We start from the raw sequence: 25,327 nt of genomic DNA on the forward strand, positions 1-25,327 counted from the left end.
CCGCGGCGCGGACGCCCATCACCGGGCGCGAGGCGCCTGTTGCTGCGCTTCCTTCACCGGCGTGACCGCCTTCATGGCCTTCAGATCCAGCGCGAAGCGCAGCGTCCCCGGCCCGCGCCCGTCCCAGCTCACCGCGACGACGCCGCTCTTCTTCAGGCTCAGGCCGGCCCAGCCGCCGTCGCCGAGCAGCGACGTCACAAGCGCCGACAACGAAGGCTCGTGCCCCACCAGCGCCAGCGGCTGAGCCCCCTGGTGCTGCGAGAGCAACCGGAGGATCTCGGCCGTGTCGCGCGAGGGAGAGAGCTCGGCCACGACCGACACCTCGTCGGTCAGCCCGGCGGCCTCGGCGATGATCTCCGCGGTCTGCACCGCGCGCACGAGGGGGCTCGTCCAGATCATCCCAGGACAGCGGTCCTTCTGCTTCGCGAGCCATTTGGCGACGCGCCGGGTCAGCTTGCGCCCCTTGCCCGTCAACCAGCGACCTGCGTCGCCGAGGTCCGGCGCGTCATCCACGGCATGGCCATGGCGAATGATCAGGATCTCCATGACCTGACCTTAGCTTGGACGAGCGCCAGCCGGGGAGCGCCGTCCGCGCGAAAGGGGCGGCGGCGCCACATCGAGGCCCCTCAGAACTCGCACTGATGGGTCGCATCGTTGCAGTGCGAGCCCGGCGCCACGAAGGGACAGATGCTCCCGCGGAAGTTCTCGCACGGGAAACCGCACGTGAATGAAGTGTGCGTGTAGCAGATCTGCCCCTCGTCACAATCGGCATCGGAGGCGCATCGGCAGTTGAAATCGTCAGGGAACCCGTTCCCGTTTTCATCAAGGCCGTTGCAGCACTCCGTCACGTAGACGTCGCTCGCGCTGCAGTCCTCGTCCGCGCAGTCCAGCGCGCCGTCGCAGTCGTTGTCGATCCCGTCGGTGCACGCGCCGGTCCCGAACTCGGGGCCAGGCGCGGCGCCGTTCGCGCAGCTCCGGCATGAGCCGAAGGTGGCGCAGCCAGGATCAGCGCAGTCGACGTAGTGATCGCCGTCGTTGTCGATGTCGTCGTCACAGATCTCGCGCGGGTTCGGGACGATCTCGACGTTGAGCACGAAGGGGCCCTCGTTCGGTCCGCTCGCGGGATCGATCGTGAAGCCGTCGAGGAAGACGAAATACGTACCGGGGTACAGGATGCCGAAATCGAGCAGGGAGGCCCGCGACCCGCCGCTGTCGTCGTCGCAGCCGATCTCCCGGCCGGAATTGCAGGCGCCCGTGCGGACGTAGAGCGCCGTGTCGAAGGCCGACCCGCGCGAGTCGACGTGCACGCGCGACGGCGCGGTGAGCACGAAGAAGAAGACCGCCTCGCCGGCGTCGCCGCCGCACTCACCCCGGGTCTCGCTCACGTGCCCGGTGGTGTCCCCCGTGTACGTGCCAGTCCCGGGGATGCGCTTCGGCGACAGGCAGTTGGCCTGCTCGAGCACGCACACGGGGCTGCTCGCGCAGTCCGGGTCCTGGCAGTCGACCAGGGCGTCGCCGTCGTCGTCGACGTCGTTGTTGCACCGCTCCGGCGTCGGCTCGCAGTTCGGCGCGAAGGCGCAGGCGCCGTCCGCGCAGTCGACGCGCTCATCGCAGTTGTTGTCGACGCCGTCGTCGCAGATCTCCGGCACGCAGCGCCGGCAGGCCGGCGCGGAGACGCACTGCGGATCCGCGCAGTCGACGCGCCCATCGCAGTCGTTGTCGGCGCCGTCCTCGCACCGCTCCGGCGAGCCGGGCGGCTCGCACGCGCAAGGGAAGAGGCCGCGGCAGTCGGGATCGCCGCAGTCGACAAGGAGATCGCAGTCGTCATCCTCGCGGTTGTCGCAGCGCTCGCGCTGGGCGCTGCAGGCGCAGAGCGGCTCGGAGCCGCAGTCGGCGTCGTCGCAGTCGAAGGCGAGATCGCAGTCGTCATCGGCGCCGTTGCCGCACTTCCCGGCCTCCGAGGTGGAGCAGCCGCAGGCCGGCGTCCCCGAGCAGTCCGCGTCGAAGCAGTCGACGATCGTGTCGCAGTCGTCGTCGGCGCCGTTCTGACAGCGCTCGCCGGCGGGGCTCGGGGTACAGCCGCAGATCTCCCCCGCTGCGCAGGCGGGATCGAAGCAGTCGCTCACGCCGTTGCAGTCGTTGTCCGCGGCGTCCGTGCAGATCTCCGGCGCGCCCGGGAAGACGGACGGGTTGAGGTCGTTGCAGTCGCTCCCGCCGCAGGACGTCGGGCCGACGCCGTCCCGATCGTCGTCGCGGGGGCGATGCTCGCAGCGCCCGTCCGCGCAGTCGTCGCTCGTGCAGTCGTCGCCGTCGTCACAGTCCGTGGGGCCGCCGCACGCGTCGAAGCCTCCGACGCCCTCGCCTCCGTTCGATGAGGTCGACATGCTGCCGCTCGTCGCGCCACCAAAGCCGCCCCCTCCAGCGCTGGCGTTCGAGAGCTCGGGGAGGCTCGTCCGGCCGCACGCTCCCGCCAGGACGCCGAGCGCCGCCCATGCGCCGAGCGCCATGAGGTACCGTCGAATCCGGGAAGGCCGCGGAAGCGCCCCCTCGACCCACGCTGAAGAGCCCGGCTTCATCTCTCACCCTCTCGCACCGGCCGCACGGTGCCCGCGCTTCGGTCCACTTTACAACCCCGAGTTTCCAGGAAAGCAAGTTCTGATCCGCTGGCGCTGGCCGGTCGGCAAGGCGCTGGTCTGGAGCGCGCTGCCTCGCTCTGCGCGACCGGCCCGAGCAGCTGCGAGGGCTGCTCACGAGCTGGCCTGCACGCCGAGCCGGCCAGCTCGCGCCACGGGATCAGTTGCGGGTCGGAGCATCCGCGTGTAACGAGGGCCGGTGGGCGCGCAGCTCCAGATCGAGTACGAGCGGCCGCCTCCTGGTCTCCAGCGCGGGCGTTACCCTGCGCCACAATGGGTCATCCTGGGGATCGGCGCCGCGGTGGTGCTCATCGCAGCCGCCGTCCTGATCTGGCGAGCGCGGCGCGCCTTCAGCGCACGCGGGAGAGGCGGACCCCGCTCCTCGAGACGAGGGTGACGGGAAACCAGGCGAGCACTTCAGGGGGAGGAGGAATGATCGACCGCGGTGCGATCGCGGGTTGACACCGAGCGGACCGGACCGGTAGGCACCATAGAGGGATGCGCACCCGGTCGGCCGATGTAGAGAGCCGACCGAGCGCGCGACGAGCCTGCAACAGCCGGGGCCCAGAGACGCGCCCCAGTGAGGCCCTTTGGGTCCTGAAGAACACCGCGCAACCGCGGCCCGTGGATACATGGCACCGATCGAACGTGGCGTTGAGCTTGTGCATCGCGTGATCGCGCAACTGAAGAAGCGCCCTTCCAGCCATACCGCCGAGGGAGCGAGCCAGGCGGCGCTCGATGCGCTCGAATCGAGGCTGATGGTCGAGCTGCCGCCCACGCTGCGGGCGTTCCTCGAGTTCGATTTCAGGCTCGATAGCCTGGGCCCGCGGTTCAAGGGGCGGCATCGCTTCGGCCAGGATCCGTCGGCGCCTCGACCGAAGCTCACCTCGGTTCGCAAGCTGGCCGAGGCGAAGACCGACCTCGGCTGGACCGAATCGCGGCTCCGGGCCAAGGTCGTGAGGCTGCCCAACCTCACCGGTCAGCCGTGGAACGCGCTCTACCTCGGGGAGGCCAGGCGGGACGGCGAGCTCGTCATCCTCGGCCTCGACAACGAGGACACGAACGTCCGGGTATTCCCGCGCTACACCGCGTTCGACCTGTACCTCGCCGAGCAGTGCGGCCTCATCAAGCTGCGCGAGTCGCAGCGGCTCGAGGACCTCGAGTCGCACGTGGCGCTCAACCCCGAGCTCGGGTCCGCCGAAGAGGACGACGAGGGCGACACGGAGTATTGATCGCGCGGCCGTGACGCCCTCACCCCCGGCGCCGCTCGGCCGTGAACGACGTCCGTGACGAACGCGATGGCTGCCGGTGCAGGAGCGCTCCACTTCCGGTTCCGGGTGGACGACGGCGACCCTCGTGACCGGCTCGACAAGCTCGTCGTCCACCTGCTCGACCGCGCCGGCCATGCGGCCTCTCGCGCGGCGGTGCAGCGGTGGATCGCCGCCGGTCGGGTCCTCGTCGACGGGGAGCCCGCGCGCGCGTCGGTGGCGGTGCGCGCAAGCGCGCAGGTCGAGGTCCACCCCGAAGAGCCGTCGCCCTCGCCCACCGCGGCCGATCCCGACGTGGCCATCCCGGTGGTGTACGAGGATGAGCACCTGCTCGTCATCGACAAACCTGCCGGGCTCGTCGTGCATCCGGCCCGCGGCCACGCGTCTGGCACGCTGGTCAACGGGCTGCTCGCCCTGCCCGGGTTCGCCCTGGCGCCCGCCGATCCGCGCGATCCCATGGGCCATGTCCGCCCGGGGATCGTGCACAGGCTCGACCGAGGGACGAGCGGCCTGCTCGTCGTGGCGAAGGACGAGCCCACCCGCGAGGCGCTGAAAGATCGGTTCGCCAGGCACGCGATCGAGCGCGAGTACGCCGCGATCGTCGCCGGCGAGGCGCGAGACGCCACCTACGACACGCTCCACGGCCGGCACCCGACCGACAGGCTCCGGTTCACGTCGTGGATCCGCGGCGGCGCCGGCGCCCCCGGCTCCGGAGCCGGCGCGCCCGGTTCACGCGTCGCCATGCCACGCCGCGCCGTGACGCACGTCCGCGTGCTCGAGAGGCTCGGCGACGCCGCGACCGTCGTCGCGTGCTCGCTGGAGACGGGCCGCACCCACCAGATCCGGGTGCACCTCGCCGAGCGCGGCAGGACACCCGTCCTCGGAGACCCCCTCTACGGCAAGCCGCCGAAGAAGCCGGCGGTACGGGCGATCGCGGAGGAGCTGGGTCGGCAAGCCCTCCACGCGCGCGTGCTCGGGTTCATCCACCCCGCCACGCAAAAGCCCGTCCGCTGGGAGAGCGCGCTGCCAGCGGACATGCGCAAGGCGCTCGACCAGCTGCGGGCGCTCGCTACCAGATCTTCGATTTGATGTGGCCCTTGGACTTGATGAGGATGTCGACGAGGGCGCGGTCGTAAAAGTTCTTCTGGTAGAGGTCCGGCGCGACGCGGCTCTTGTAGAGGGCGCGCCCTTCCTCGATCTCTTCGGACAGGACCGTGAAGAGGTCATCCTGCTGGATGCCCTGCACGATCTTCTCCTCGTTGTAGAGCGAGAGATCGCTCGCGATGGCGCGCGCGAGGCGGCGCGCCGCCTCTTCCGTTTCAATCAAGGGCATCCGTCTCTCCTCCAGGTTCGCCAGCCGGGGGCACGCGCTCCCGAGCCGACGGGGGCCTAGGATGCAGCAGCCCAGGCGGCGCTGTCAAAGTAGCTCGTCGTCCGACGACCCGACCCCGCACCCGGGCGGCGGCGCGAGGGGCGCGGCGGGCATAGGGGTGGTCGCGCCGAGCGCGCCGGCGGCAGGCCGATCCGCTTCCTGGCGCGCCGCGGCGAGGGCGGCGAGCCCCGAGAGGAGCGGGAACGCGACCAGCGCGTAACGCCCGGCACCGAAGAACACGGCGTGCGTCGCCGCGGTCGCAGCGAGGACGGCGAGCGCGGCGCCCACGAGCACCGGCGCCCGGAGGAGCACGCGACCCTTGAGCAGCGCGAGGCCGAGGAGCGCGAGGTAGCCAACCCATGCGTGGACGTGCAGCGCGGCGACGACCCCCAGCGCGAACAGCGCGAGCCGAGCGATGTCGAGCGCGCGGTGCGCGAGCGAGGGACGGCGAGCTGCGCCGGGCGCCTGCGCGGGCCTGCGCGCCGCCCACACGAGCGCGGCGAGGAGGACGACGCGCTCGAAGACGGTCTCGACGGCGCCGAGCGCGACCTTGTCGGCCTCGCTGAACGCCGACGGGTTCGAGGCGTGGAGGTACCACCCGGCCGCGCCGCAGTAGTCGAACGTCGCCGCGAGCTTCCTGGGCACGAGCCCGAGCCATTCGCCCGGGTGCTCCGCGATGTACCGGCGCGCCTCACGGCCGAAGCAGGCGTCCTTGCCGGCTTCGTCGAAGACCTCGCGGCACGCCTCGGGGACCTGGACCGGCGCCCAGGCGCCGGTGGACGCCGGGTCCGCTCCGATGAGGAGATTCCATCCGCCGTTCACGCTCACCAGGGCGCACTGGTTCATCCGCAGGCAGTTGCGCGCGGTCCAGGGCGCACACACGAGGAGCGCCGCGATGACGGCCAGCAGGACGGGCGCCACGCGCGCGGCAAGCGAGGGCAGGAGCCGGGGAGCGCCTGCAGGCGGAGAGCCCGAGAGGGCGAGGCCGGCGAACAGGGGCGCGAGCAGGAGCGCCTGCGGGCGGACGAGGGTGGCGGCGCCGATGAGCAGCCCGATGACGGCGAACGGGGCCAGCGCGGGGCGGCGCTCGCGCGCCCTCGCGGACGCCCACGCCGCGCAGGCGACGAGCGAACCGGTGACGCCCTCGGTCATGAGCGCCGGGGTATACGCCACGAGCCCGGGGTGGAGGGCGACGAGCCCGCCGGAGAGCGCCGGCACGGCGCGCGAGCGCGGCGCGGCGCGGGCCGCCAGGCGATGGACGGCGAGCGCCGCGAGCGCGCCGAGCACGGCGTTCAGCAGCATCGCGACCGCGGGGTGCGCGCCGAGCAGCGCGTACAGCGCGCCGACCGCGCCCGGATAGCCCACCGGGTAGTGCGCGGCGTACGTGACGACGCCGTCCGGCCATAGCCACGTGTAGCCGAGCCCCGCCGCGATCCGCTCGGCGATGCGCTGGTAGTACGCCCCGTCGGCGGTGGGCGGGAAGCGCCCGGCCGCCCAGGCGACCATGGCGAGCCGCGCGGCGAGGGCGAGCGCGAAGATCGCGCCCGCGTCGCGCCGACGCGCGACGACCGAGGCGCCGTCGCTCATGACGAGCGCGCGAGGGACAGCGGGAAGCGCGCAAGCAAGCCGGTGGCCCGCAGCGCCGCGACGACCTCGCACGCGGGCAGACCGACGACGTTCGAATAGGAGCCGTCGATGCGCGCGACGGCGAACGCGCCGATGCCCTGAATCGCGTAGGCGCCTGCCTTGTCGAGCCCCTCGCCGGTCGCCGCGTACGACGCCACCTCGCCGTCGTCGAGCTCGCGGAAGCGCACCCGCGTCACGACCGTCTCGGCGTGGAGCGCCTCGGCGAGGCCCGGGGCGGGTGCCGTCGCGACGTCGGCCCGATCGCCGCCGGCGATCGCGAACCGCGTCCAGACCTGGTGCTCGCGGCCCGAGAGGGCGTGGAGCATGGCGCGCGCGTCGACCTCGTCCCGCGGCTTGCCGAGGATGGCATCGCCGAGGATGACCGACGTGTCGGCGACGAGGATCGCGCCCGCCCCGGCCGCCTGGCGCAGGCGCCGCGCGGCCGCGAGCTTCGCCAGGGTGACGCGCTCCAGGTAGGCAGCGGCGTCCTCGCCGGCGCGCCCCGCCTCGTCGACCTCGGCTGCCGCGACGCGGAGAGGCAGGCCGAGCGTGGTCAGGATCTCTCGCCGGCGCGGCGAGCCGGAGCCGAGCAGGAGCGGGTGTGAGTCGTCGATCATGGTCGTGCGGACGCCGGCGGCGCCGGCCCCGGCCGGGCGTGGTCCTAGCACGGCGCCAGCGCGACCGCGGAGCACGACGCAATCCGACGCAATCCGACGCAAACCCGGCCTCGGACGCCAGCGGATCGCGACGCGTCGATTGCTCTTTTGACTCTCCCCCCGGCAGTAGTAGAGGGTCGGGCGCGATGCGCGCCAACCGGAGGGAGCCTGCACGATCGAGCCTCCCGCTGCTGGTGGCTTCCGGGGTCTTCATGGCGGCCCTCCTTCCGGCGCCGGTGCGCGCGGACGAGTGCGCGCCGGCCAGCGGGCTGTCGGGCTGTATCGACGCTGACAACCTCTGGCCTCACGCAGGCGGCGGCCCTTTCTTCGCCGTGGGGAGCACAGGGACGGCTCCGAGCGCGAAGGCCTCGTTCGGCCTCGTGGCGAGCTACCTGTCGCGGCCAGTGGGCCTGCGCACCGCCTCGCCCGACCCCGAGGGGACGGTCATCCATGCGCTGGACAACATGGTCGACGCGACCTTCCTGGCGTCGTTCGGGCTCACCGATCGCCTGGAGGTCACGGTCGCCGCTCCCGTCACCCTGTACCAGGACGGGGCAGGCTTCTCCGACGTCCTCGGCACCGACACGGAGCTCCAGCGCAGCGTGATGCGCGACGCTCGCCTGGGCGCCGCGCTCGCGATCGTGCCGCCGGCCCAGCGTGGTCCGCTCGATGGCTTCTCGCTGGCAGCGCGCCTCGATCTGGGCGTGCCGACGGGCGACGGGTCGGTGTTCGCCAGCGCCGGGACCGTGACGCTCGCGCCGAGCGTCACCGCAGCGTACCGCCTCGGCAAGCTCCTGCTCGCGACCGAGGTCGGGGCCCGGCTCCGTGGCTCGAGCACGCTGATCGACGCCGAGGTCGGCCCACAGCTCCTCGGCGCCCTCGGCGCCTCGGTCGACGTGCTCCCGGACCGCTGGCTCTCGGCGTCCGCGGAGGCGTTCGCCCTCTACACGCTCGCCGAGCAGCCCGCCGGAGCCCCGGCGCTGGTGCCGGCGGAGTGGATCCTCTCGGCCACGAGCGCCCCGCTGCTCGCAGGCGACGTCTCGCTGTCCGCGGGCGGCGGCGGCGCCATCCCGCTCGCCTCCGGCGGCGCGCTCACCGCGCCGCGCTTCCGGTTCAACCTGGGGCTCCGCTATGCGCCGACGGGGCGCGATGCAGACGCCGACGGCGTCATCGATCGCGACGACGAGTGCCCGCTCGTCGCGGAGGATCGCGACGGGTTCCGGGACGACGACGGATGCCCCGATCCCGACAACGACGGCGATCGGATCCCCGACGGTCGCGACAGGTGCCGGGACGAGCCCGAGACGATCGACGGCTTCCAGGACGGCGACGGCTGCCCGGATGCGGACGACGACAGCGACGGCGTCCCGGACGACGCCGACGCCTGCCGGAACGCCGCCGAGGACCGCGATGGCTTCCAGGACAGCGACGGATGCCCCGATCCCGACAACGACGGCGACGGGATCCTGGATGCGCGCGACACGTGCCCCATGGGCGCGGAGGACGTCGACGGCTTCAAGGACGACGACGGATGCCCCGATCCCGACAACGACATCGACCAGGTCCCTGACGCCAGCGACCAGTGCCCGGGCAACGCCGAGGATCGCGACGGCTTCCAGGACGACGACGGCTGCCCCGAGCGCGACAACGACGAGGACGGCGTGGCCGACGCGGCCGACGCATGCCCCGTGACCGCCGAGACGATCGACGGCACGAACGACGCCGACGGCTGCCCTGAGCCGACCGGCAGATCGTTGCCGCGGTGGTCCGGCGATGAGGTCGTCCTCGACGGCCTGGCCCGCTTCCCGGCAGCGAGCGCCCGCGTGCCGCCGGCCCTCGCGGCGCAGCTCGCCATGATCGCCCAGCTCATGCGCGGGCGCATGCCCCTCGACATCGTCATCGTGGAGGCCTACGCCGATCGTCAGGGCGATCAGTCCACGCGCGCCCTCGAGCTCGCGGGCGCGCGCGCGAGCGCCGTCAAGGAGCTCCTTGCAACCGCGGGCTTGCCGGCGGACCGGATCACGGCCGCCGCTGGCGACCCATCAGCCAAGCGCGCGCCTGGCGCGCCCCAGATCGAGGTGACGGCGACCCGCGCTCGGCGCTCTGAAGGAGCCCCGGGTGCTCCGGGCGCAGCCCCCTCGACGACCGGAGAAAAGAAACAGCGATGAATGTCCTCGAGGCACGCCGTGCCCGCCATTTGATCATCCGCCTCGACCGGGGCGAGGAGCTCCCTGCAGCGCTGGTGCGCGCCCTCGATGAGGCCGAGGCGCGCGCCGGCTGGATCGAGGGGGTAGGCTCGCTGGAGAAGGCCGAGGTGGCGCTGTTCGATCAAGCTTCCCGCACCTACGCGAAGACGCGCGTCCTCGACGGCCCGTGCGACGTGGTGGCGCTCTCGGGGAACATCGCGCTCCAGCAGGGAGAGACCTCGCTTCGGCTGTCGGCCACGCTGGCCCGCGAGTCGGGCGTCGGCCTCCAGCTCGCCGCCGGCGAGCTCGTGTGGGCGCGCGTCTACGGGCTGGAGCTCCGCGTCACGGCGTTCGACGATCTGCCCCTGGTGCGGGTGTTCGACGATCGAACGGGCGCGATGCAGCTCGCGACCCAGTCGTCCGCCATCCCCGCGCTCGCGGGCGAACCGCCCCGCCTGGCGCCTCCGGCGCACGCCGCGGAGCTGCCGCGCGCGACGCCCCCGGCGCCCGCCGTGGAGCCGCCTCGCGCGACGCCCCCGGCGCCCGCCGTGGAGCCGCTGCGCGCGACGCCTCCGGCGCCCGCCGTGGAGCCGCCGCGCGCGGCCTCGACGGGCTCCGCGGAGCTCGCCGCCGCGCCGCTACCGCAGCGCCCGACCCGTCCTCGCCAGGAGGACGAGCTCTATCCGGAAGTGGGCGACAGCGTGACCCACTTTCACTTCGGCGACTGCACCGTGATCAGCTCGGACGGCGAGCGGATCCGCCTCCGCCAGGAGCGCGACGGCCGCGTGCGCGAGGTCTCGCTGACGATGCTCCGCATCGAGCCTCCCACCGTCGACGCGGCGACAGGCAGGAAGCAGTTCCGCCTCGCGCGGAAGAACTGAGAGCGACCGCGCCACCTCGTCGAGAGGTGGCGGACGGCGCCTGCGCGCTCAGAAGACGCGCTGGGCGATGTGGATCGAGTCCCCTGCCTGGAGCGGCACATCGGGGATCTTGTTGTCGATGATGTCCTCGACCGAGACGGTGGTGAACACCGTCTTGCCCTGAGACTTCCTGCGGATCGTGACCCGATCCTTGTCCGCGATGCTGTTGAACCCTCCCGCCATCGAGATGGCGCGGAGCAGCGTCATGCCGGGCTGGAGCGGCAGGGACCCGGGCTTCTGCACCTCGCCGAGCACCTCGACCCGCTTCGAGTTGTACTCCTTGATGCTCACGCTCACGCTGGGATCGGTGAGGACCTGCCCTTCCATGAGCTTCGCGCGCACGAGCTCGGCCACTTCCTGAGGCTCGAGCCCCGACACCTTGAGCCGCTTCACGTAGGGGAAGTCGACGGTGCCATCCGGCGCGACGGTGAACGTCGAGGGCAGCTTGTCTTCTCCGACGATGCGGAGCTCGAACACGTCGCCGACCCCGATGGTCGTCGCCTCCACGGGCGGAGGCAGGTTCGCTGGCTGGGGCGTTCGCGACGAGCACGCAGCGAGCGCCAGCGCGAGCACGGCGGCGGTCCACCGACCAGCACGCCGCATCACATGAACCAGCGCACGCCCAGGTAGGCTTCGAACTGCTGCCATCCGAGGTAGTTCGGCGTCGTCTCGCCGGCAGGCGTCAGCGATGTGCTGCTGATGTTGTTGCCGTAACGCAGCGTCGAGTTGATGCCCAGCGAGTCCCCTATCCGGTACTCGCCGAACAGGGACGCATCGACGCGGACGTCTGTCCAGGGATCCGCAGATGTGGAGGCGGCCCCGTTCCCCGGAATCGCGGGATACACGTGGGCAGCCACGCCGCCGTCGGCGATCAGCAGAAAGCGTCCGCCGAAGAAGTAGGTGAGCTTGAGGTAACCGCGATCGCGCTCGTAGTAGGTCGAGAGATAGCTGTCGTGGAAATCGCGCGTGAAGCCGGCCGACAGCGACGACAGCGCGAGCGTGGCCGCCTCGGGATCGGCCGACGGGTTCGGCGTCAGATACCACTTCAGCTCGAGCTGGCCGATGACGCTGTCGAAGTCGTGCACCTCGGCCTGGCTGTCTGACGTGTAGAAGTTCGCGCCCCAGCCGGCCATCGCGAGGAGGCCAAACGACGACGTCACGAGGCCGTTGATGCCGAGCTGCGCTCGCAGGGGATGAGAGGAGAGCTGGGCAGCCGGGTTCGGGTAATTCACGAACCCGAGCGACGCGTCGTAGATGAGCGCGGTGCGGGGCAAAAAGCGCCAGCGACCCCGCGTCCGGATCGTGTGGTGCAAGTTCGTCAGGCTGTCGAACTCGTCGACCTCGAAGAACGTGCCCAGGAAGCGATAGCCTAGCCGCCAGTCGAGCAGCCCCCCGCCCGGCGTCCACACGAGCTCCGCCCCCGCGTCGGCGTGGACGCGCCGAAAGCTCTGGTTGGAAATCCCGAGATCCGAAGAGGCGATGGTCCGGCCGAGCGACGCATCGAGGATCCCGGACCAGGGGCGCCGGGGCAGGATCGTCAGCTTGGCGTCGAGCAGGCCGCCGATGTTCCGCTGCTCACTCAGCCGGTCCTTCCCTACCTCGCTGCCGGACACAGGGAAGAACTCTTCATAGGTCGCGGCGATGCCGGCGCGAAACTCGACGTCCGGCGGCGGCGCGTCGGGCGTCACCTCGTAGCGCTGCTGGCTCAGCGTCGAGAGCGAAAACGACGGCGTGATACGGAGCCGCAACGAGCCAACAGGCCCGAGATCGTCGAGGCCTGCATAGTCGTCTTCGTCTCTGCGGAAGAAGTTGGAGTCATAGCCGAACTCCGCAGCGACTCCGGGATGCAGCTCGAGATCGCCGGTGCGTATCCCGATGCCCTCGGTGTAGCGCCGGTCCTTGAGCCACGGCTGATCCTGCGCCAGGGCCAACGCCGGGGACAGAGTGAGTGTGACTGCGGCAGCGGCTATGGTTTCACGAAGTTTCATCGCCTATTGGGCAGTGGCAATCCGAGAGAGGCGGTCGCCTACCGAAAACAGCTACTGCACGCAGGCGGCTCGATGATGATCTGGCTGACGGGATACTCGGAAGGATCGTCCTTGGGGAGGTTCGGATCGATCGTCGCCGTCACGGCGCTATCGCCGATAAAGCCCGCTTCCTGTCCGATGCACTGGTTGGCCTCGGCCGTCAGCTGCTCGGTCCGCTGCCGCAGCACCGTCAGGATAGTGAACTCATGGTTGGAGAGATCGACGTCACGCCGATTCACGGCGAGCTCCAGGCCCTGCCGCCGCTCGCGGGCGGAGCGGATGGCGACATCGATCTGATTCAGCTTGTCGTCAAGACAGAGCGTCTTCACGACGTCGCGCTGCGACCGGGCCGTCTCCAGCTGGCGACGAACCGACGTGCGGGCTCCGTCCATCCGGGCGAGGGAGGTCTCGCTCTGCGCGAGCTGCTCTGCGGGCGAGAGCGTCACCTGCCGCGCGAGGCCGGCGGAGGCGTCCGGCGGAGGCGCCGTCTGCGCCTGCGCAGCGGCGATCCCGTGGCCGACAACGACCGAGATCAGCGCCACTGCGGCGAAGCCAGGGATCTGTTCACGCTTCATCGAAGCCTCCGGAAGTCAGACCCGCGCAGTATAGGTGCGGGCAGACGTAATTGTCAAAACGCAATGAACATGCCGAGCAGCCAGCAGCGCGCGTCCGTCGGGAGCCCCCGTACGGCGCTCTCCCCGTTCGATGCGCGACGTCAGCACGCCATTCACGTGCAAGCGAGGAGAGAGGATTGCGTCTTGTTCACGGACCCGGAAAGCATCGGGGGCTATTGGCTCACGAAAGTGACAGGAATCACAACCGTCGCGCCGCCGCCCTCGGGCGGCGCGAACTGCGCGCTCTGGACGCGCGCGACGACGCACGAGACCACCGTGCCGGACAGCCCGCCGCCGCCGGAGGGGGTCGCCGAGAGCACCTCGCCGTTGGGGCCGATCTTCGCTGTGATCCGGACCGACCCCTTCATGCTCGGGTCCTCTTGAAGACCTTTGTTGTAGCAACGGCGGAAGCCGGCGGTCATACCGGCCACGACGGAAGGCGCGTTCGAGACGCTCCCGCCGGAGACCGCGGCGCCGCCCACCGTGGCGTTGCCCACCGGCCCCTTGACCGTCTGTGCCGAGCCGGCCGTCGCGGGGCCGCTGGTCCCGGTGTTGCCAATGGTGGCGAGGCCGCCGCCGCCGGCCGCGCCAGGTCGCACGGTGCCACCCCCGGCGCCGCCCATGTTCAATCCCGCCACGCCGCCCTTGCCGACGCCGGCCCCTGACGCGGCCGCGTTTTCGAGCAAGCCGGTGGGCACGTCGCCCGAGCTCAGGACGCTGGCGGTCGCGTTCCCGCTCGAGTTGAGCGCGCCCAGCATCTGCATGTCGAGCTGCGCGAGCTCGTTGGTGAGCGCCGACGCGCGGGCGTCGCTCATCCCGCCAGAGCCCTTCCCCGGGCTGGCAGCCGCCGCCCCCTTGTTCCCACCGCCAGCGGCCTTCGGCGCTTCGGCAGCAGGCGCCGCTGTCGCGGCCGGCGCGTCGACGTCCTCCTTCGGCTGCTCCACCGGCGGCGGGGGCAGCTGCTTCACGGACTCGAGCAGCTGCGCGACGTCGATCTCATCGTCGACCACCGGGTCCATCCAGTCGGAGTAGATCGACCCCACGGCGCCGAAGTGGAACAGGAATGAGAACGCGGCGATGATCGTGGTCGTCCAGTCGATGTCGTTCGCGATCCCCGACCGCACCGAGACGGGCAGCTGCGGCTTGGGCTGCACCGGCGGCGGCGCGACGAACTGGAAGAGGAACGTCGTCTCCCCCACGACGAGCTTGCCGCGCGCCTCCTCGCTGAGCTGGACCTGGTAGGCCTGGACATTGCCGACCGCCACGCGCTTGGCCGACGACTTGAGCGCGGAGAGCTCGGAGACGCCGCCCTTGAAGGCGACCCGACCGGTCATCCCGTCCAGGAAATTGAGGAAGTACTCGCCCCCGACGAGCTCGAACACCCGAAAATTCGGCGGGATGCTCTTGCTCGGGATGACGAACATGCTCTTTTCGCTGGGGCCGATGGTGACGTGGGTGCGCTGCTTGATGACGCGCTCCTCGATCACCTTTCCCCCCTGAACCAGGCCGATCCTGAGCACCTTCGGGCCGGTCACCGGTGCGACCGCCCGCATGACCGCGGTCATCTGCCCGGGCTGCCCGGGGCGCGACGGGGTGGGGTGCGGGGGCTGCTGGGTCATTCCAAAGGACTCCGGGAGAGGGGGGACGAAGCCGGCGCCGATCGCGATCGCGCGGGGCTCACGGAGCCGCGCCCCGGGGCCCGGCAGGCCCCGGGCCCGGATCCGCGAGCGACGCGCCGCGCAGCGGAGGGCACCATAATTTGCGAGGGTACACGGACAGCTCGGGGCGGTCCAGGAGAGCGCGCGGCGCTCACCGGGGCGCCCGGCGAGAGCGTCGAGGCGATCCGGAAGGGCGCCGTGGGGCCCCGACGCCATCGATGCCATCGATGCCATCGGCGCTATCGAGTGGTTCCAGGGCGACCCGCACGAGCGCGTCGATCGCCTCGCGCCCTCGCGCGGCAGCGGCGCGGCCGGCCCGCCCAGCGGCCGCGGACGCGATCGCGCCGGCGCCCCCCGCGCCCAGGACGAGCGCGATGACCGAGGGCCCGGCCTGGGCGAGGTACGAGAGCGTGGCCAGGAACAGCGCGGCGAGCGCCGACAGGCGCGCCGCCGCGCGCGGCCACCCCGCGCCGGCGTCGAGCCGCTGCTCGATCTCGGCGAGGAGCTCGTTCGCCGCCGCGATCTTCGCGCGCGGGTCGGCGGCGGCCATGACCTCGAGCGCGAGGCGGCGCTCCCAGCTCTCCGGCGGCGACCGCCTCGCGAGCTCCGCCAGCCGCGCCTCGCCGGGCAGCGCGCGGAGCGAGCGCGCGAGCGACATCAGGTCGCCGCCGGTCGCGCGCGCGACCTGCGCGGGGTGCTTCCACGAGATCGCGGCGCAGGCGGCGCTCGACGCGATCGACAGCGCGCTCAAGAGCACGGCGACGGCGGACACACCGGCCGCCTAGAACGGCTCCTTGAAGATCGCCTGCTCGATGCGGTCGAGGAACGGCTGACGCAGCTCGGCGAGCGTGAGCTTCGGCTGGATCCGGCTGACGTCGACGGCCGCGATGGGCTTCTGGATGCGGCCCGTGATCGTCACCTCCGCGAGCGTGATGACCCCGCGCTGCTTGCCCTTCTCCTGCGCGCTCGCCGGCGCGCCGTGGCCGAGGATCGCGAGCAGGACCGAACCCAGCGCAAGTGCCTTGTACATGCTCATGGTCTCCCTCACGTGTCGGTCGCGGCGTCGGCGACGCCTCCATCCGGCGCGGCGGCAGGAGGAGGAGCCGCGGGCTGAGCCGCGGCGGCAGCCGCGTTCAGCTCCCCTTCCTTGAGCTTGGCGCGGTTCAGGAGCTCCTCCGAGTCGTCGCGCTGGCCCTTGTTGCGCAGCTCCTGGAACCTCGTCAGCGATTTGATCGCCTCCGCCACCTGCTGCTTCGGCGTCATGCCAGGGACGGCCGGGGCGAACAGGTAGAGCAGGCCGAGATCGTAGTGGACCTGAGCCAGGTTCGGGTCGCGGGCGAGCACCCAGTCGAACTCGCGCTTCGCGTCGGCGTAGCGCTCGAGCAGGCGGTACGCGTCCCCGAGGTTGAGGTGCGCGGCGACGTGCTCGGAATCGAAGCGGACGGCGCCCTCGAGGAGCGGCAGCGCCTCCTGCGCGTTGCCCGCCTCGAGCAGGTAGGTCGCGAGCTGCACCCGCGCCTCGACGAGATCGGGGCGGCGCGTCACCGCCTTGCGGAACTCCTCCAGCGCCGCGGCGCGCTGCCCCTGCTCCCGGTAAATCAGGCCGCGGAGCAGCAGCGCCTCGGCGTTGTCCCGGTCGCGCGGCGGGTTCTCGCTGACCGGCTCGAACCCGTCGAGGATCGCCTGGAGCGCGTACAGCGCGAGATCGAGGCGCCGGTTCCTGTAGTGATCGCGGGCGATGATCACCATCGCCGGCCGGTAGTCGGGGTTGATCTTCAGCGCCTCCTGCGCGATCCGCTGGGCAGAGCCGGTATCCCGCTGGAGCGACTTGACCTCCGCGAGCGTCGCCGCGACGGCCGCCGACTTCGGCATCTGGCCGCGCTTCTCGCTCAGGAGCCGCTCGGCCTCGCCGAGCTGGTTCTTCCTGGCGAGGAGCATCGCGTACGCGATGATGGCGGGCTCGTAGTCCGGCACGAGCGTGAAGGCCTGGCGGTAGCTCGCGCCGGCGCCCGCGTCGCGGAGCCGCTCCTGCACCACGCCGAGCGAATAGAAGGCCTGGTGCGCGCGCGGATCGGCCTGCGTCGCCTGCCCGAACTGGGCCCTCGCGTTGACGAGATCGCCGGTCGCGAACGCCTGCAGGCCGCTCTGGTAGAACGCCGCCGCCCGGGCGTTCATGGCCGGCGCAGCCGTCTGGGCGGGCAGATCGTAGGGGCGCGCAGAGCTCGGCACGTCGTTCATGCCGTACGGCGCCTGGGCGGGCGCGGTCGCGGCGGGCCCCGCTGGAACCGTGGGCACCTTGGGCGGCGGCGTCGCCTCCTCGCCGCAGGACGCGAGGGCGAACGGCGACAGGACCGCGAGCAGGCTGGCGAAGAGGGTGACAGGGAGGCGGCGCATCATGGGACGACCGGCAGGGGCAGGGGGAGGCCGTCGGGCGCGAGCGGCGGAGTCATGCCGGGCCGCGTCCGGAGGAAGAGGCCATCCTTGTACTCGAAGGGGCGCTTCGTCTCGGGATCGATGACCCCCTGGCTCCACTCGCGGAGCTTGGCGTCGCCGAGGATGTCCGTGAAGAACGCGAGCCGCTGGATCGCGAGGTCGACCGCTGGATTCCGGACCTTCCACGCCTTGGCCCAGACGACGGACTCGACGTAGAACTTGACCATCGCCTTGTCGGCGTCGGTGAGGAGCCGCTCGCGCGCCGCGCGCCATTGCTCGCGCCGGTTCTGCCGGAGCGCGTCGGCCGTCTCCTGAAGATCCTCGCGATCGCTCGTCTCGGCGAGCTTGAGCAGCTTCTCTTCCTTGTCCGTGTACAGCCTCAGCCCCGGCGGGCGGGCGTTGTAGAGGCCGGTGCGGCAGGAGTCGTAGAGCGAGCCCTGACGCGCCCGCGCGGCCACCGACCACGACCGCGACTCGTAGGCGGTGATGACCTCCTGGAGCTCCTTCCAGTACCTGTCGTTGGCCTTGGCGAGATCCGCCTCAAAGGCCCGCTTCACCTGATCGATCACCCCCTCGTAGCGGTGGTGGCCGGTGTCGTAATCGAACTCGGCCTTGATGCGATCGTCGATGGCCTTGTAGGCGCACTCCGCCGCCATGTCGGCCTGCACCGAGCCGAGGGCCTTCACCTTGTCGCCGGTCGCCGAGCTCCGGAAGGACGTGAACGCCGTCATGGTGTTCTTGCACCAGTCCCGCGCCTTCGGATCGCCGCCGGCGGCGCGCATCTTGGATGCATGGTACGCCGCCTGGACGACATACCCGCTCGCGGCCGGGTTGTTCTTGTTGGCCGCGTAATAGGCCTCCATCGACTGCGTGGCCTTGGTCCGGGCGGCGCGGTTCGGGCCCTCGTCGGCCCCGCGCTCGTCCCAGGCCTTCAGGTCCGCCGAGGCGACGAGGAAATCGATGTCGGCCTTCTGCTCGGGGGGCGGGTTCAGGCTCATGAAGGTGGCGCGCGAGGCGGTCATCTTGTCGCGCTCCCCGATGTTCGCGTAGAGCAGCACCGAGTTCCTGGCGGCGTCCCGGCGCGCCGCCTGCTCGAACCGGCCGTTGCGAGCGATGGTGTCGTAGGTCTCGGCCGCGCTGCGGTAGTTGAAGAAGAGGACGTACGCGGCGGAGAGCGCGTCGTAGGCCTGCTTCAGGTACTTCACCCGCTCGGCGTAGCGCTTCGGATCGGGGTTCTTCGGAGGGTTCGCGCCCGGATCGCCCTTCTCGAGCTTCGACAGGTTCTCCTCGCTGCCGTACTCCTTGATGAACAGGGAGTACATCGCGATGGCCTGGTCGTAGTCGCCCACCTGCTTGTAGCAGTAAGCGCCGTTCATGGCGGCCTCCGGCGCCTCGTCGCGGGCCGGCGCCTTCTCGAGCGCGACCTTGTAGAGCGCCGCGGCCTCGCGCCAGGCGGCGACGCGCGCGGGGCCGTCCGGCATCTTCTCGGCCTTCTCGAAGGCCCGGGCGGCGTCGATGTAATAGCCGCGGGAGATCGTCGGCCGGGCGATGTCGCCCTCCTTCAGCTTCTGCTCCTCGCTGACGGCGCAGCTCCGCGTGAGCGCCGCCTCGGCGAGCTTGCGGCTCTGCTCGACGTTGTTCTCGAGGTTCGACATCGTCGTGAGCCGCTCCCACGCCTTGTAGCCGAACTCCGTCTTGCCGCACTGCGCTTCGTAGATGGGCTCCATCCGCTTGCGCGCCTCGGCGAACTGGCCGTAGAGGAAGTAGTAGTCGGCCGCCTGGAACGCGTAGAGGTCGATGTTCTTCGGGGCGTCGAGCGCGGGAGGGACCCGCTGGATGTACTCGTCCCGCGCGGTGACGGCCGCCTGGACCTGGGGGGGCAGCGGCTCGGCGACGACGCGCTGCTGGTCGCCCTCGCCGACGATCTTCACCTTCTCGCGCGGCTCGATGCCCTCGGCGCCGCTCGTTCGCTGGAAGAGCTTGTGTCGATCCAGGAGCGCCTGGTGCGCGGTGTCGACGACCATGTACGCCGCGGGCTGCAGGTACTTGTCGTCCTCGTTGGAGTCCCGCACGCCGACCGCCGAGCTCCTCGCCTGCTCGATCTCGTGCGTCGCGGGCGAGCGATCCATCGCCACCGTGATGACCACGACCATGTGGTGCGCGTCGGCGAGCCAGTACCGGCTCTCGTACGCGTCCGGGGCGTTCTCGTCCTGAGCCAGGTAGCCGGCCCAGCCCTGCGCGGCGAGGCGGTACTCGCCGAGCGCCCGCTCGAAGATCGGGTCGCGCGTCTCCTTGTCGTCGACCGTCAGCGCCTGCTGCACGAGCGCGCTTCCGGCGTTGGTGTGATCGGCGGCAGCACGGCGCAGCCCGCCGCGCACGAGCCGCTCGGCGGTCTGGATCGCCTCGGGATCGTCCTTGTTCGCCTCGACCCACGGGGTCGTCCCGACGTACTGGGCGAGCTTCGTGCGCGCCTCGAGCGCCTTCGCCGAGTTCATCGCCCGCTCGGCCGTCCCCTCGCGCGACTGCGAGGTGAGCGTGTCGTAGATGTCCGCGATCTGGTTCTGGACCACGGGCGCGTCGCGGTGCATCGGCCACTTCTTGAGGAGGATCTCGCTCACCTCGATCGTGTTCCGATACTGATTGAGCTCCTTGAACTCCAGCGCGAGCGCCTTGTAGATCTCGACCGTCCACTTCTGATCCTGCGGGATCAGCTTGGGATCCTGGACGCGCTCGATGGCGATCCGCATCTTCTGCTCGGCCATGCGCGGGTCGGTCTCGACGTCGAGGACGTCGTTCCGCGGGACGTAGGGCTCGTCCGGTCCGGGGCCGACGAAGTCGAGGTACGTGAGCGAGCCGGCGATGTAGGTGTACGCCTCGGCGCGGAAATCCGCGCCAGGATCGCCCGTCAGCTTCTCCTGTTCGTCGGTGTAGCGGAGCAGCTCGATGAACTGGCGTACCGAGGTCTCGTAACGCTGCTGCTTGAAGTACGTCCAGGCGAGCTTGTACATCGCGACGCCGTGGACAGGGGGCTTCTTGTACTTGATGGACTGCCGGTACGCCGACTCCGCCCTGTTGTAGTTGAACGGGCCGCCGGCGCGGTCGATCTCGTTGAAATGGTAGTCGCCGATCTGCCACCAGACCTCGGCGATGTAGCGGGGCTCCGCGCCGAGCGCCGTCTTCTGCGGGATCGGCTGGCAGTCGTCCGGATACGGATCGACGTACGCCGTCTCGTCCTCGGTGACGGGCGCCCGCCCCCGCGCGCCCTTGCGCGTGCCCTGGAGCGCCCGGCCGCCTGGCGTGGACCCGATGGGCGTCGGGTGGCGCGCCTCCCAGCCGGTCCAGTAATCGTTGTCGTGGTCCTGCGGGAGCTTGCCGACGGTGTCACGCGTCGGATCCTTCGGGTCGACTTCGACCGGATAGGGATACTTGGTGTGGCACACGAGCGAGCGCCACACCTGCTGCGCCTCGGGGAACCGGACCGAATCGTTCAGCGCATGGCCGAGGTAGTAATAGATCCCGGCGAGCTCACGGTACTGAGGGAACTCGCGGATGACGCGCTTGTAGAGCGCGATGGCCGGGAGCAGCGCGACGCTGAGATCCTCGCTCGCGTCCGTGTCGGTGCGCGCGCGCTCCTCGTAGAGCGCGGCCAGGCGGAACATCGCGTCGGGCGTGTTCTCGGGGTGGGCGTTGGGGCCGCTGTAGCGCTCGACGAACACCTCGAGCCTGCGGATCGCCTCTTCCCGGGCGTCGCGGAGCCCCTTCCTCTCGATCTCGATCTCGCGGTCGAGCGACGAGAGGATGCGGCGGCGCCGGTCCTCGTAGTGGTGCTGCACGATGCGGGTGATGGCGCTCCGGTAGTCGCGCGCCGCCTTCTCGTAGGCGGCCGCCTCCTTCTCGAGCGCGGCGAGCGCCGCCAGCTGGGCCGGCGTCGGAGGAGGAGGCGGCGGCGCCTGCTTGCGCCCGACCGACATCGGCGGCGCGAAGGGTTGCACCGCCGGCGCGGCCGGCGCCGTGGCGCCCGGCGGGGTCGGCGCAGACGCGGTCGGCGCAGCCGCGGCGCCAGGCGCAGGCGGGGTCGGCGCAGACGTGGTCGGCGCGGCCGCGGGGACGGCAGACGCCGCTGGCGCTGGCTGGCCACCCGGCTGAGAGAGCGCGAGCGGCGCGACCGCAAGCACCAGGGCAAGGCTGGCAAACCCGAGCGCGCCGCGCGGGCGACGGCGCCCCGCTCGCACAGCGCCGAGCGGCGCGCGCGCGACCGCCGGTCCGAGGATCTGCGCCCCTGCCCCTCTTCGCGGCGCGCCAGAGATCTGCGGCGCGCTCGCGCCACCACGCTCCTTGCTCACTTCTCGTCCTCCGGATCGCCGCTGTCGTCGAGGACCTCGTTGAGCTCCTCCTTGAGGACCCGATCCTCACGGGCGCGCTCGACCTGCAGGCTGCGAACGCGCGTCATCTGCTCCTCGCGGACCTCCCACGCCTCCTCGGTGATGCCGACGTCGGCGCGCAGGATGATGTTCTTCAGCCGGTCGCGGACGAGGCCGAAGTTTCGCATCGCGACCTCGCCGACGACGAGGCGCGCCTCCCGGTCGAGCCCATCGAGCTGCACCGAGTAGTGAACGACGTTCGCCGTCTCCCGGCCGACGATCTGCCGGAGCCCCGAGGACTTCTGGGCGACCTCCCCCTCGATGTCGCGGAGCGCCGCCTCGACCCTCGCGTCCGCCGCGTCGCCGGCCCGGAGCACCGGCGTGATGCGCTGCGCGTACGCCGCGAGCTCCGCACCGCCGGCGCCCGCCGCGGCCAGCTCCACCTCGCGCGTCAACGCGTCGCGGTGGGCCTTGCGCACCTGCGCGTCCTCGATGAAGCGCTGATCGCCGAAGCCGACCTGGACCCGGCCCGCGCTGACCTGCTTGCGGAGCACGTCGGCCTGCTGGCGGTAGAGCGCGAGGTCGCGCTCGTTCTGGGCGAGCTCGATCTCGAACCGGGCGATGCTCGCGGGATCCCGGACGACCCCGGCGTGCGGGCCATCGCGAAGGAGCCGCCTGAGGCCGTTGACCGTCGCCTGCAGCGAGTCCATCTGCAGCGTGAGCTGCTGCAGGCGCTGCGACTGGGTGTTCCACTGCTTGAGCGCCTGCGCCTCGCGATCCTGGAAGTCGGCGTCCGTGACGGGAACCCGCGCGAGGCGCTTCTCCAGCGCCCTGCGCCTCGCGCGCGCGCCGCCGATCTCGCCCGAGAGCGAGTCGTCCTCCACGTCGTCCATGCCCTGGCCGAGCGCGAGGCGCGCCAGCGCGACCCGGTTGAGCAGCGCGAGCGCCTTCTCCTCGCCGGCCTTGAGCTCCGGGAACGCGCGCACCCGGTTGGGCGAGCTGAGAACGGCGTTCAGCTTCTCGATGAGCTCGTTCGACTGCTTGATCAGCTCGCGGCAGTGGTTGATGTCGTCGATCACCGCGAACGCGGCCGGGCCGTCCTCGGCCTCGCGCGCCCATTGCACCGCCAGCGGCGGGAGCGAGGTGGTCGTGTCGAGCGCCTCGAGCTGCTCCTGGCTCAGCTTGTCGTAGTAGACGGCGGGATCGCTCGTCGAGCCGAGGAACGCGTCCACGCGCGCGCGCATCGGGTCGTAGGTGGCGCGGACCCCCTCGTACACCTTCAGCGCCTTCTCGAAGCGGCCCGCGCGCAGCATCAGGTCGCCGCGGAGCAGCGAGCCGTCCGCGATGTTCTGGCTGTCCGGCTCGGCGATCGCGAGGATCTCGAGCGACCGCTGGGCGCGATCGACGTCGCCGAGGCGGACATACACCCACGCGAGCTCGTAGAGCATCGTCCCGAACTCGGGCGAGACGCGGTCGATGTGGCCGTAGGCCTGCACGGCCTGGGACCACTGGTCGGCCTCGTAGAAGAGCCGCCCGATCGCGAGCCACGCGAGGTCGATGACGCGCCGGTGCTCCGGGGTGTCGGCCGGCAGCTGCGTCACCTTCTGGAACAGATCGATCGCGGCGACGTAGCGGGTCTTGGGCACCGCCGGCGGCGCCTCGCCCTCCTTGAGCGGCTCGGGCGGGGGCGTCGCCTCCTTCACCGCGATCAGCCCGAGCAGGTACCTCGCCTGGTGGAAGTACTCGCTCTGCGGATCGACCGCGCCGAGCGAGGCCTTCGCGCCGCCGAAGTCCTTCTTCACGTAGAGGCCCTTGCCGCGCGCGTACGCGAGGGCGCTCCCCGCCGTGGAGGCCGGGACGCTGTTCATCGACGCGAAGACGGCGTCGAGCGCGTCGTAGTCCTTGATCCGGAGGCAGATGTCCACGAGCCGGCCGAGCGCCTTTGCCTGGTAGGCGGCGAAGCGCGGCTCGGCGCCGCTCGCGACGATCCGCTGGAAGACCCGGCGGGCCGAGAGGTACTGCTTCGAGCGGAAGTACGTCTCCCCGAGCAGCGTGAGCGCGTCCGGGAACGCCGTCGGATGGTCGGGGTACTTCTCGACCACCTGGTTCAGCACGTTCGCCGCCCGCTCGTAATCCCTGGAGCCCATGAGGAGCTGGGCATCCGCGATGCGCTGGGCCGGCGTGCGCTGCTCGCCGCGGGACTTGTGGATCGCCGCCTGGATGGCGCCCAGCCCGGAGGTGACGCTGCCGATCTGCTGAGAGGCGCTCGTGTAGGCGCGCTCAGCGTCCAGGGCCCACGCTTCGGCGGGGGCCGCGGTCGTCGCCGCGCCGAGCGCGAGCACGCCAAGCAAGGCAGGGAGTACCCGCGATCCGGTGTCCCAGGTCATGGTGGCTTGTCCTAACGAGCTCGAACCTACTTCCCACCCACGGCGGCGGACGGCTGCCCGGGAGCATCCGAGAGGCCGCTCACGATCTTCTCGACGAATCGGACGGCTGGCCGCTCTTCGAGCGGGGTCGTGACGCCGCCCTTCTCGAACGCGACCGCCTGAAGGTTGATGGTCTTGCCCTCGACCGCCGTGAAGGAATGGCTGGAGCGCACCTCGAAGCGGTAGCCCCGGAGGTAGGAGAACACCCCGTAGCCGTTGCCCTGCAGGTTCACGAGCACCTGGAGCGTGTGATCCCCCGGCGGAACGGAGCCGTTGAAGATCGGGATCTCGGTCTGCTCGGCAAGGGCGCCCGACTGATCGGTCTTGTTGTACTGGACGGCCCCATCCAGGACGATCAGCACGCGCGTGACGCGGAACGCGGACGACAGCTCGTTGTTGAACCGGATCGCGGCGCGCGAGCCGGCGCCGCCGCCGGAGAGGATCGTGTCGCTGAGGAGCGAGAGCCGCGTGTGGCTGCGGCGGATCTGCTCCTTGAGCTCGTCGATGCGCTGCTCCAGATCGCGCAGCCGCACCGCATAGGTCGGACCATCCATCGCCGGAGCGGCGGCCGCGCCCGCGGCCGGGGCGCTCGTCGGGGCAGCAGGCGCCGCCGGGGCGGCCGTCGCGCCGGCTGCGGGGGCGACCGTCGCGGCAGGCGCCGCCGCCCCCGCAGCCGGCGCGCCCGTCGCGGAAGCAGGCGCGGGAGCGGCTTTCGCTCCGCTGACAGGCGCAGCGGGGACAGCCGGCGCTGTGGAGGCCGCCGGCGCCACAGCGGCGGCGGGAGCGGGAGCAGCGGCCTTGCCCGCCGCGCCGCCCGGGGCCTGCGCGAAGGCGGGCATCGACATCAAGAACGAGGCTCCCACCCCCACTGCCAGCATCCTGATAAGTCGCATCGAAAGGTAACCTCGTGGTTGAACCCTCGTCAGCAGAGGGGGGCGACCTCACGCCCGGTGCCGGGGAGTCTAGTGGCGGCAGGCTTCCGAGCGCAACGACCTGGACACCTGCCTCCTCCTCCGGCGGCCGCCGGCGCTGCGGGCGAAGGGGGCTCGCTCGCTCGGGGGCGGATCCGCTAAGGTGCGCTTGTGTCAGGGGAAGGAGTGCTCCTCAGATCTTCGAGCCGCGCCGCGCGTCCGATCCGACGCCGCGG

Annotated in this window: 19 protein-coding genes; 4 read left to right on the forward strand and 15 right to left on the reverse strand. The window is 71.3% G+C overall.

Annotated elements, in window-relative coordinates:
• Window positions 1–18: 18 nt before the first annotated feature.
• A complete protein-coding gene (gene sixA / locus WMF11_RS33425) occupies window positions 19–546 on the reverse strand; it encodes a phosphohistidine phosphatase SixA (RefSeq protein WP_437903296.1) in 528 nt (175 codons plus the stop codon).
• An 80-nt stretch (window positions 547–626) separates the two neighbouring features.
• The gene (locus tag WMF11_RS33430) at window positions 627–2,576 is read right to left on the reverse strand and encodes a MopE-related protein (RefSeq protein ID WP_437973606.1); all 1,950 of its coding nucleotides are present in this window, start codon (window positions 2,574–2,576) and stop codon (window positions 627–629) included.
• Between the two features lie 728 nt (window positions 2,577–3,304).
• Here WMF11_RS33430 and WMF11_RS33435 point away from each other — a divergent pair.
• Together WMF11_RS33435 and WMF11_RS33440 are read left to right on the forward strand one after the other, a co-directional pair.
• Window positions 3,305–3,865 carry an SMI1/KNR4 family protein gene (locus WMF11_RS33435; protein WP_437973607.1) on the forward strand — a complete coding sequence of 187 codons (561 nt, stop codon included), beginning with the start codon at window positions 3,305–3,307 and terminating at the stop codon, window positions 3,863–3,865.
• A 66-nt stretch (window positions 3,866–3,931) separates the two neighbouring features.
• Window positions 3,932–4,990, forward strand: a complete 1,059-nt coding sequence (locus WMF11_RS33440) for an RluA family pseudouridine synthase (protein ID WP_437973608.1) — start codon at window positions 3,932–3,934, stop codon at window positions 4,988–4,990.
• On the opposite strand, the gene WMF11_RS33445 is transcribed toward WMF11_RS33440, so the two are convergent.
• The 3 genes from WMF11_RS33445 to WMF11_RS33455 form a co-directional block, all read right to left on the reverse strand.
• Window positions 4,971–5,234: a hypothetical protein gene (locus WMF11_RS33445; RefSeq protein WP_437542982.1), complete on the reverse strand. Its 264-nt coding sequence runs from the start codon at window positions 5,232–5,234 to the stop codon at window positions 4,971–4,973. The genes WMF11_RS33440 and WMF11_RS33445 overlap by 20 nt on opposite strands.
• An 84-nt stretch (window positions 5,235–5,318) precedes the next feature.
• Window positions 5,319–6,860, reverse strand: a complete 1,542-nt coding sequence (locus WMF11_RS33450; RefSeq protein ID WP_437973609.1) for a hypothetical protein — start codon at window positions 6,858–6,860, stop codon at window positions 5,319–5,321.
• The gene (locus tag WMF11_RS33455) at window positions 6,857–7,516 is read right to left on the reverse strand and encodes a Maf family protein (RefSeq protein WP_437973610.1); all 660 of its coding nucleotides are present in this window, start codon (window positions 7,514–7,516) and stop codon (window positions 6,857–6,859) included. The genes WMF11_RS33450 and WMF11_RS33455 overlap by 4 nt, the downstream gene beginning before the upstream one ends.
• A 185-nt stretch (window positions 7,517–7,701) precedes the next feature.
• Here WMF11_RS33455 and WMF11_RS33460 point away from each other — a divergent pair, with 185 nt between their 5' ends.
• Together WMF11_RS33460 and WMF11_RS33465 are read left to right on the forward strand one after the other, a co-directional pair.
• Window positions 7,702–9,723: an OmpA family protein gene (locus WMF11_RS33460; protein ID WP_437973611.1), complete on the forward strand. Its 2,022-nt coding sequence runs from the start codon at window positions 7,702–7,704 to the stop codon at window positions 9,721–9,723.
• A complete protein-coding gene (locus WMF11_RS33465) occupies window positions 9,720–10,622 on the forward strand; it encodes a PCC domain-containing protein (RefSeq protein WP_437973612.1) in 903 nt (300 codons plus the stop codon). The genes WMF11_RS33460 and WMF11_RS33465 overlap by 4 nt, the downstream gene beginning before the upstream one ends.
• Window positions 10,623–10,670: 48 nt before the next feature.
• Here the strand turns inward: WMF11_RS33465 and WMF11_RS33470 are convergent, their stop codons facing one another.
• The 10 genes from WMF11_RS33470 to WMF11_RS33515 form a co-directional block, all read right to left on the reverse strand.
• Window positions 10,671–11,264 carry a polysaccharide biosynthesis/export family protein gene (locus WMF11_RS33470; protein ID WP_437542995.1) on the reverse strand — a complete coding sequence of 198 codons (594 nt, stop codon included), beginning with the start codon at window positions 11,262–11,264 and terminating at the stop codon, window positions 10,671–10,673.
• A complete protein-coding gene (locus tag WMF11_RS33475) occupies window positions 11,264–12,592 on the reverse strand; it encodes a hypothetical protein (protein WP_437973613.1) in 1,329 nt (442 codons plus the stop codon). The genes WMF11_RS33470 and WMF11_RS33475 overlap by 1 nt, the downstream gene beginning before the upstream one ends.
• 95 nt (window positions 12,593–12,687) lie before the next feature.
• Entirely contained in the window at window positions 12,688–13,263 is a 576-nt protein-coding gene (locus tag WMF11_RS33480) for a hypothetical protein (protein ID WP_437542999.1), read from the reverse strand.
• 212 nt (window positions 13,264–13,475) lie between these two features.
• On the reverse strand, window positions 13,476–14,921 hold the full coding sequence (locus WMF11_RS33485) for an AgmX/PglI C-terminal domain-containing protein (protein WP_437973614.1): 1,446 nt from the start codon (window positions 14,919–14,921) through the stop codon (window positions 13,476–13,478).
• Window positions 14,922–15,111: 190 nt separating this feature from the next.
• The gene (locus WMF11_RS33490) at window positions 15,112–15,732 is read right to left on the reverse strand and encodes a hypothetical protein (RefSeq protein WP_437973615.1); all 621 of its coding nucleotides are present in this window, start codon (window positions 15,730–15,732) and stop codon (window positions 15,112–15,114) included.
• A 9-nt stretch (window positions 15,733–15,741) separates the two neighbouring features.
• The gene (locus WMF11_RS33495) at window positions 15,742–15,996 is read right to left on the reverse strand and encodes a hypothetical protein (RefSeq protein ID WP_437293850.1); all 255 of its coding nucleotides are present in this window, start codon (window positions 15,994–15,996) and stop codon (window positions 15,742–15,744) included.
• Window positions 15,997–16,004: 8 nt separating this feature from the next.
• Window positions 16,005–17,357: a tetratricopeptide repeat protein gene (locus WMF11_RS33500; RefSeq protein ID WP_437903312.1), complete on the reverse strand. Its 1,353-nt coding sequence runs from the start codon at window positions 17,355–17,357 to the stop codon at window positions 16,005–16,007.
• Window positions 17,354–21,736, reverse strand: coding sequence for a tetratricopeptide repeat protein (locus WMF11_RS33505; RefSeq protein ID WP_437973616.1), 4,383 nt, complete (start codon window positions 21,734–21,736; stop codon window positions 17,354–17,356). The genes WMF11_RS33500 and WMF11_RS33505 overlap by 4 nt, the downstream gene beginning before the upstream one ends.
• A complete protein-coding gene (locus WMF11_RS33510; protein WP_437973617.1) occupies window positions 21,733–24,141 on the reverse strand; it encodes a tetratricopeptide repeat protein in 2,409 nt (802 codons plus the stop codon). Before WMF11_RS33510 ends, WMF11_RS33505 begins: the two co-directional genes overlap by 4 nt.
• A gap of 26 nt (window positions 24,142–24,167) precedes the next feature.
• Entirely contained in the window at window positions 24,168–25,025 is an 858-nt protein-coding gene (locus WMF11_RS33515) for a hypothetical protein (RefSeq protein WP_437973618.1), read from the reverse strand.
• Window positions 25,026–25,327 lie beyond the last annotated feature (302 nt).

Origin of the sequence: Sorangium sp. So ce295 (assembly GCF_051527405.1) — a bacterium.
GTDB classification, from domain to species: Bacteria; Myxococcota_A; Polyangia; order Polyangiales; family Polyangiaceae; genus Sorangium; species Sorangium cellulosum_B.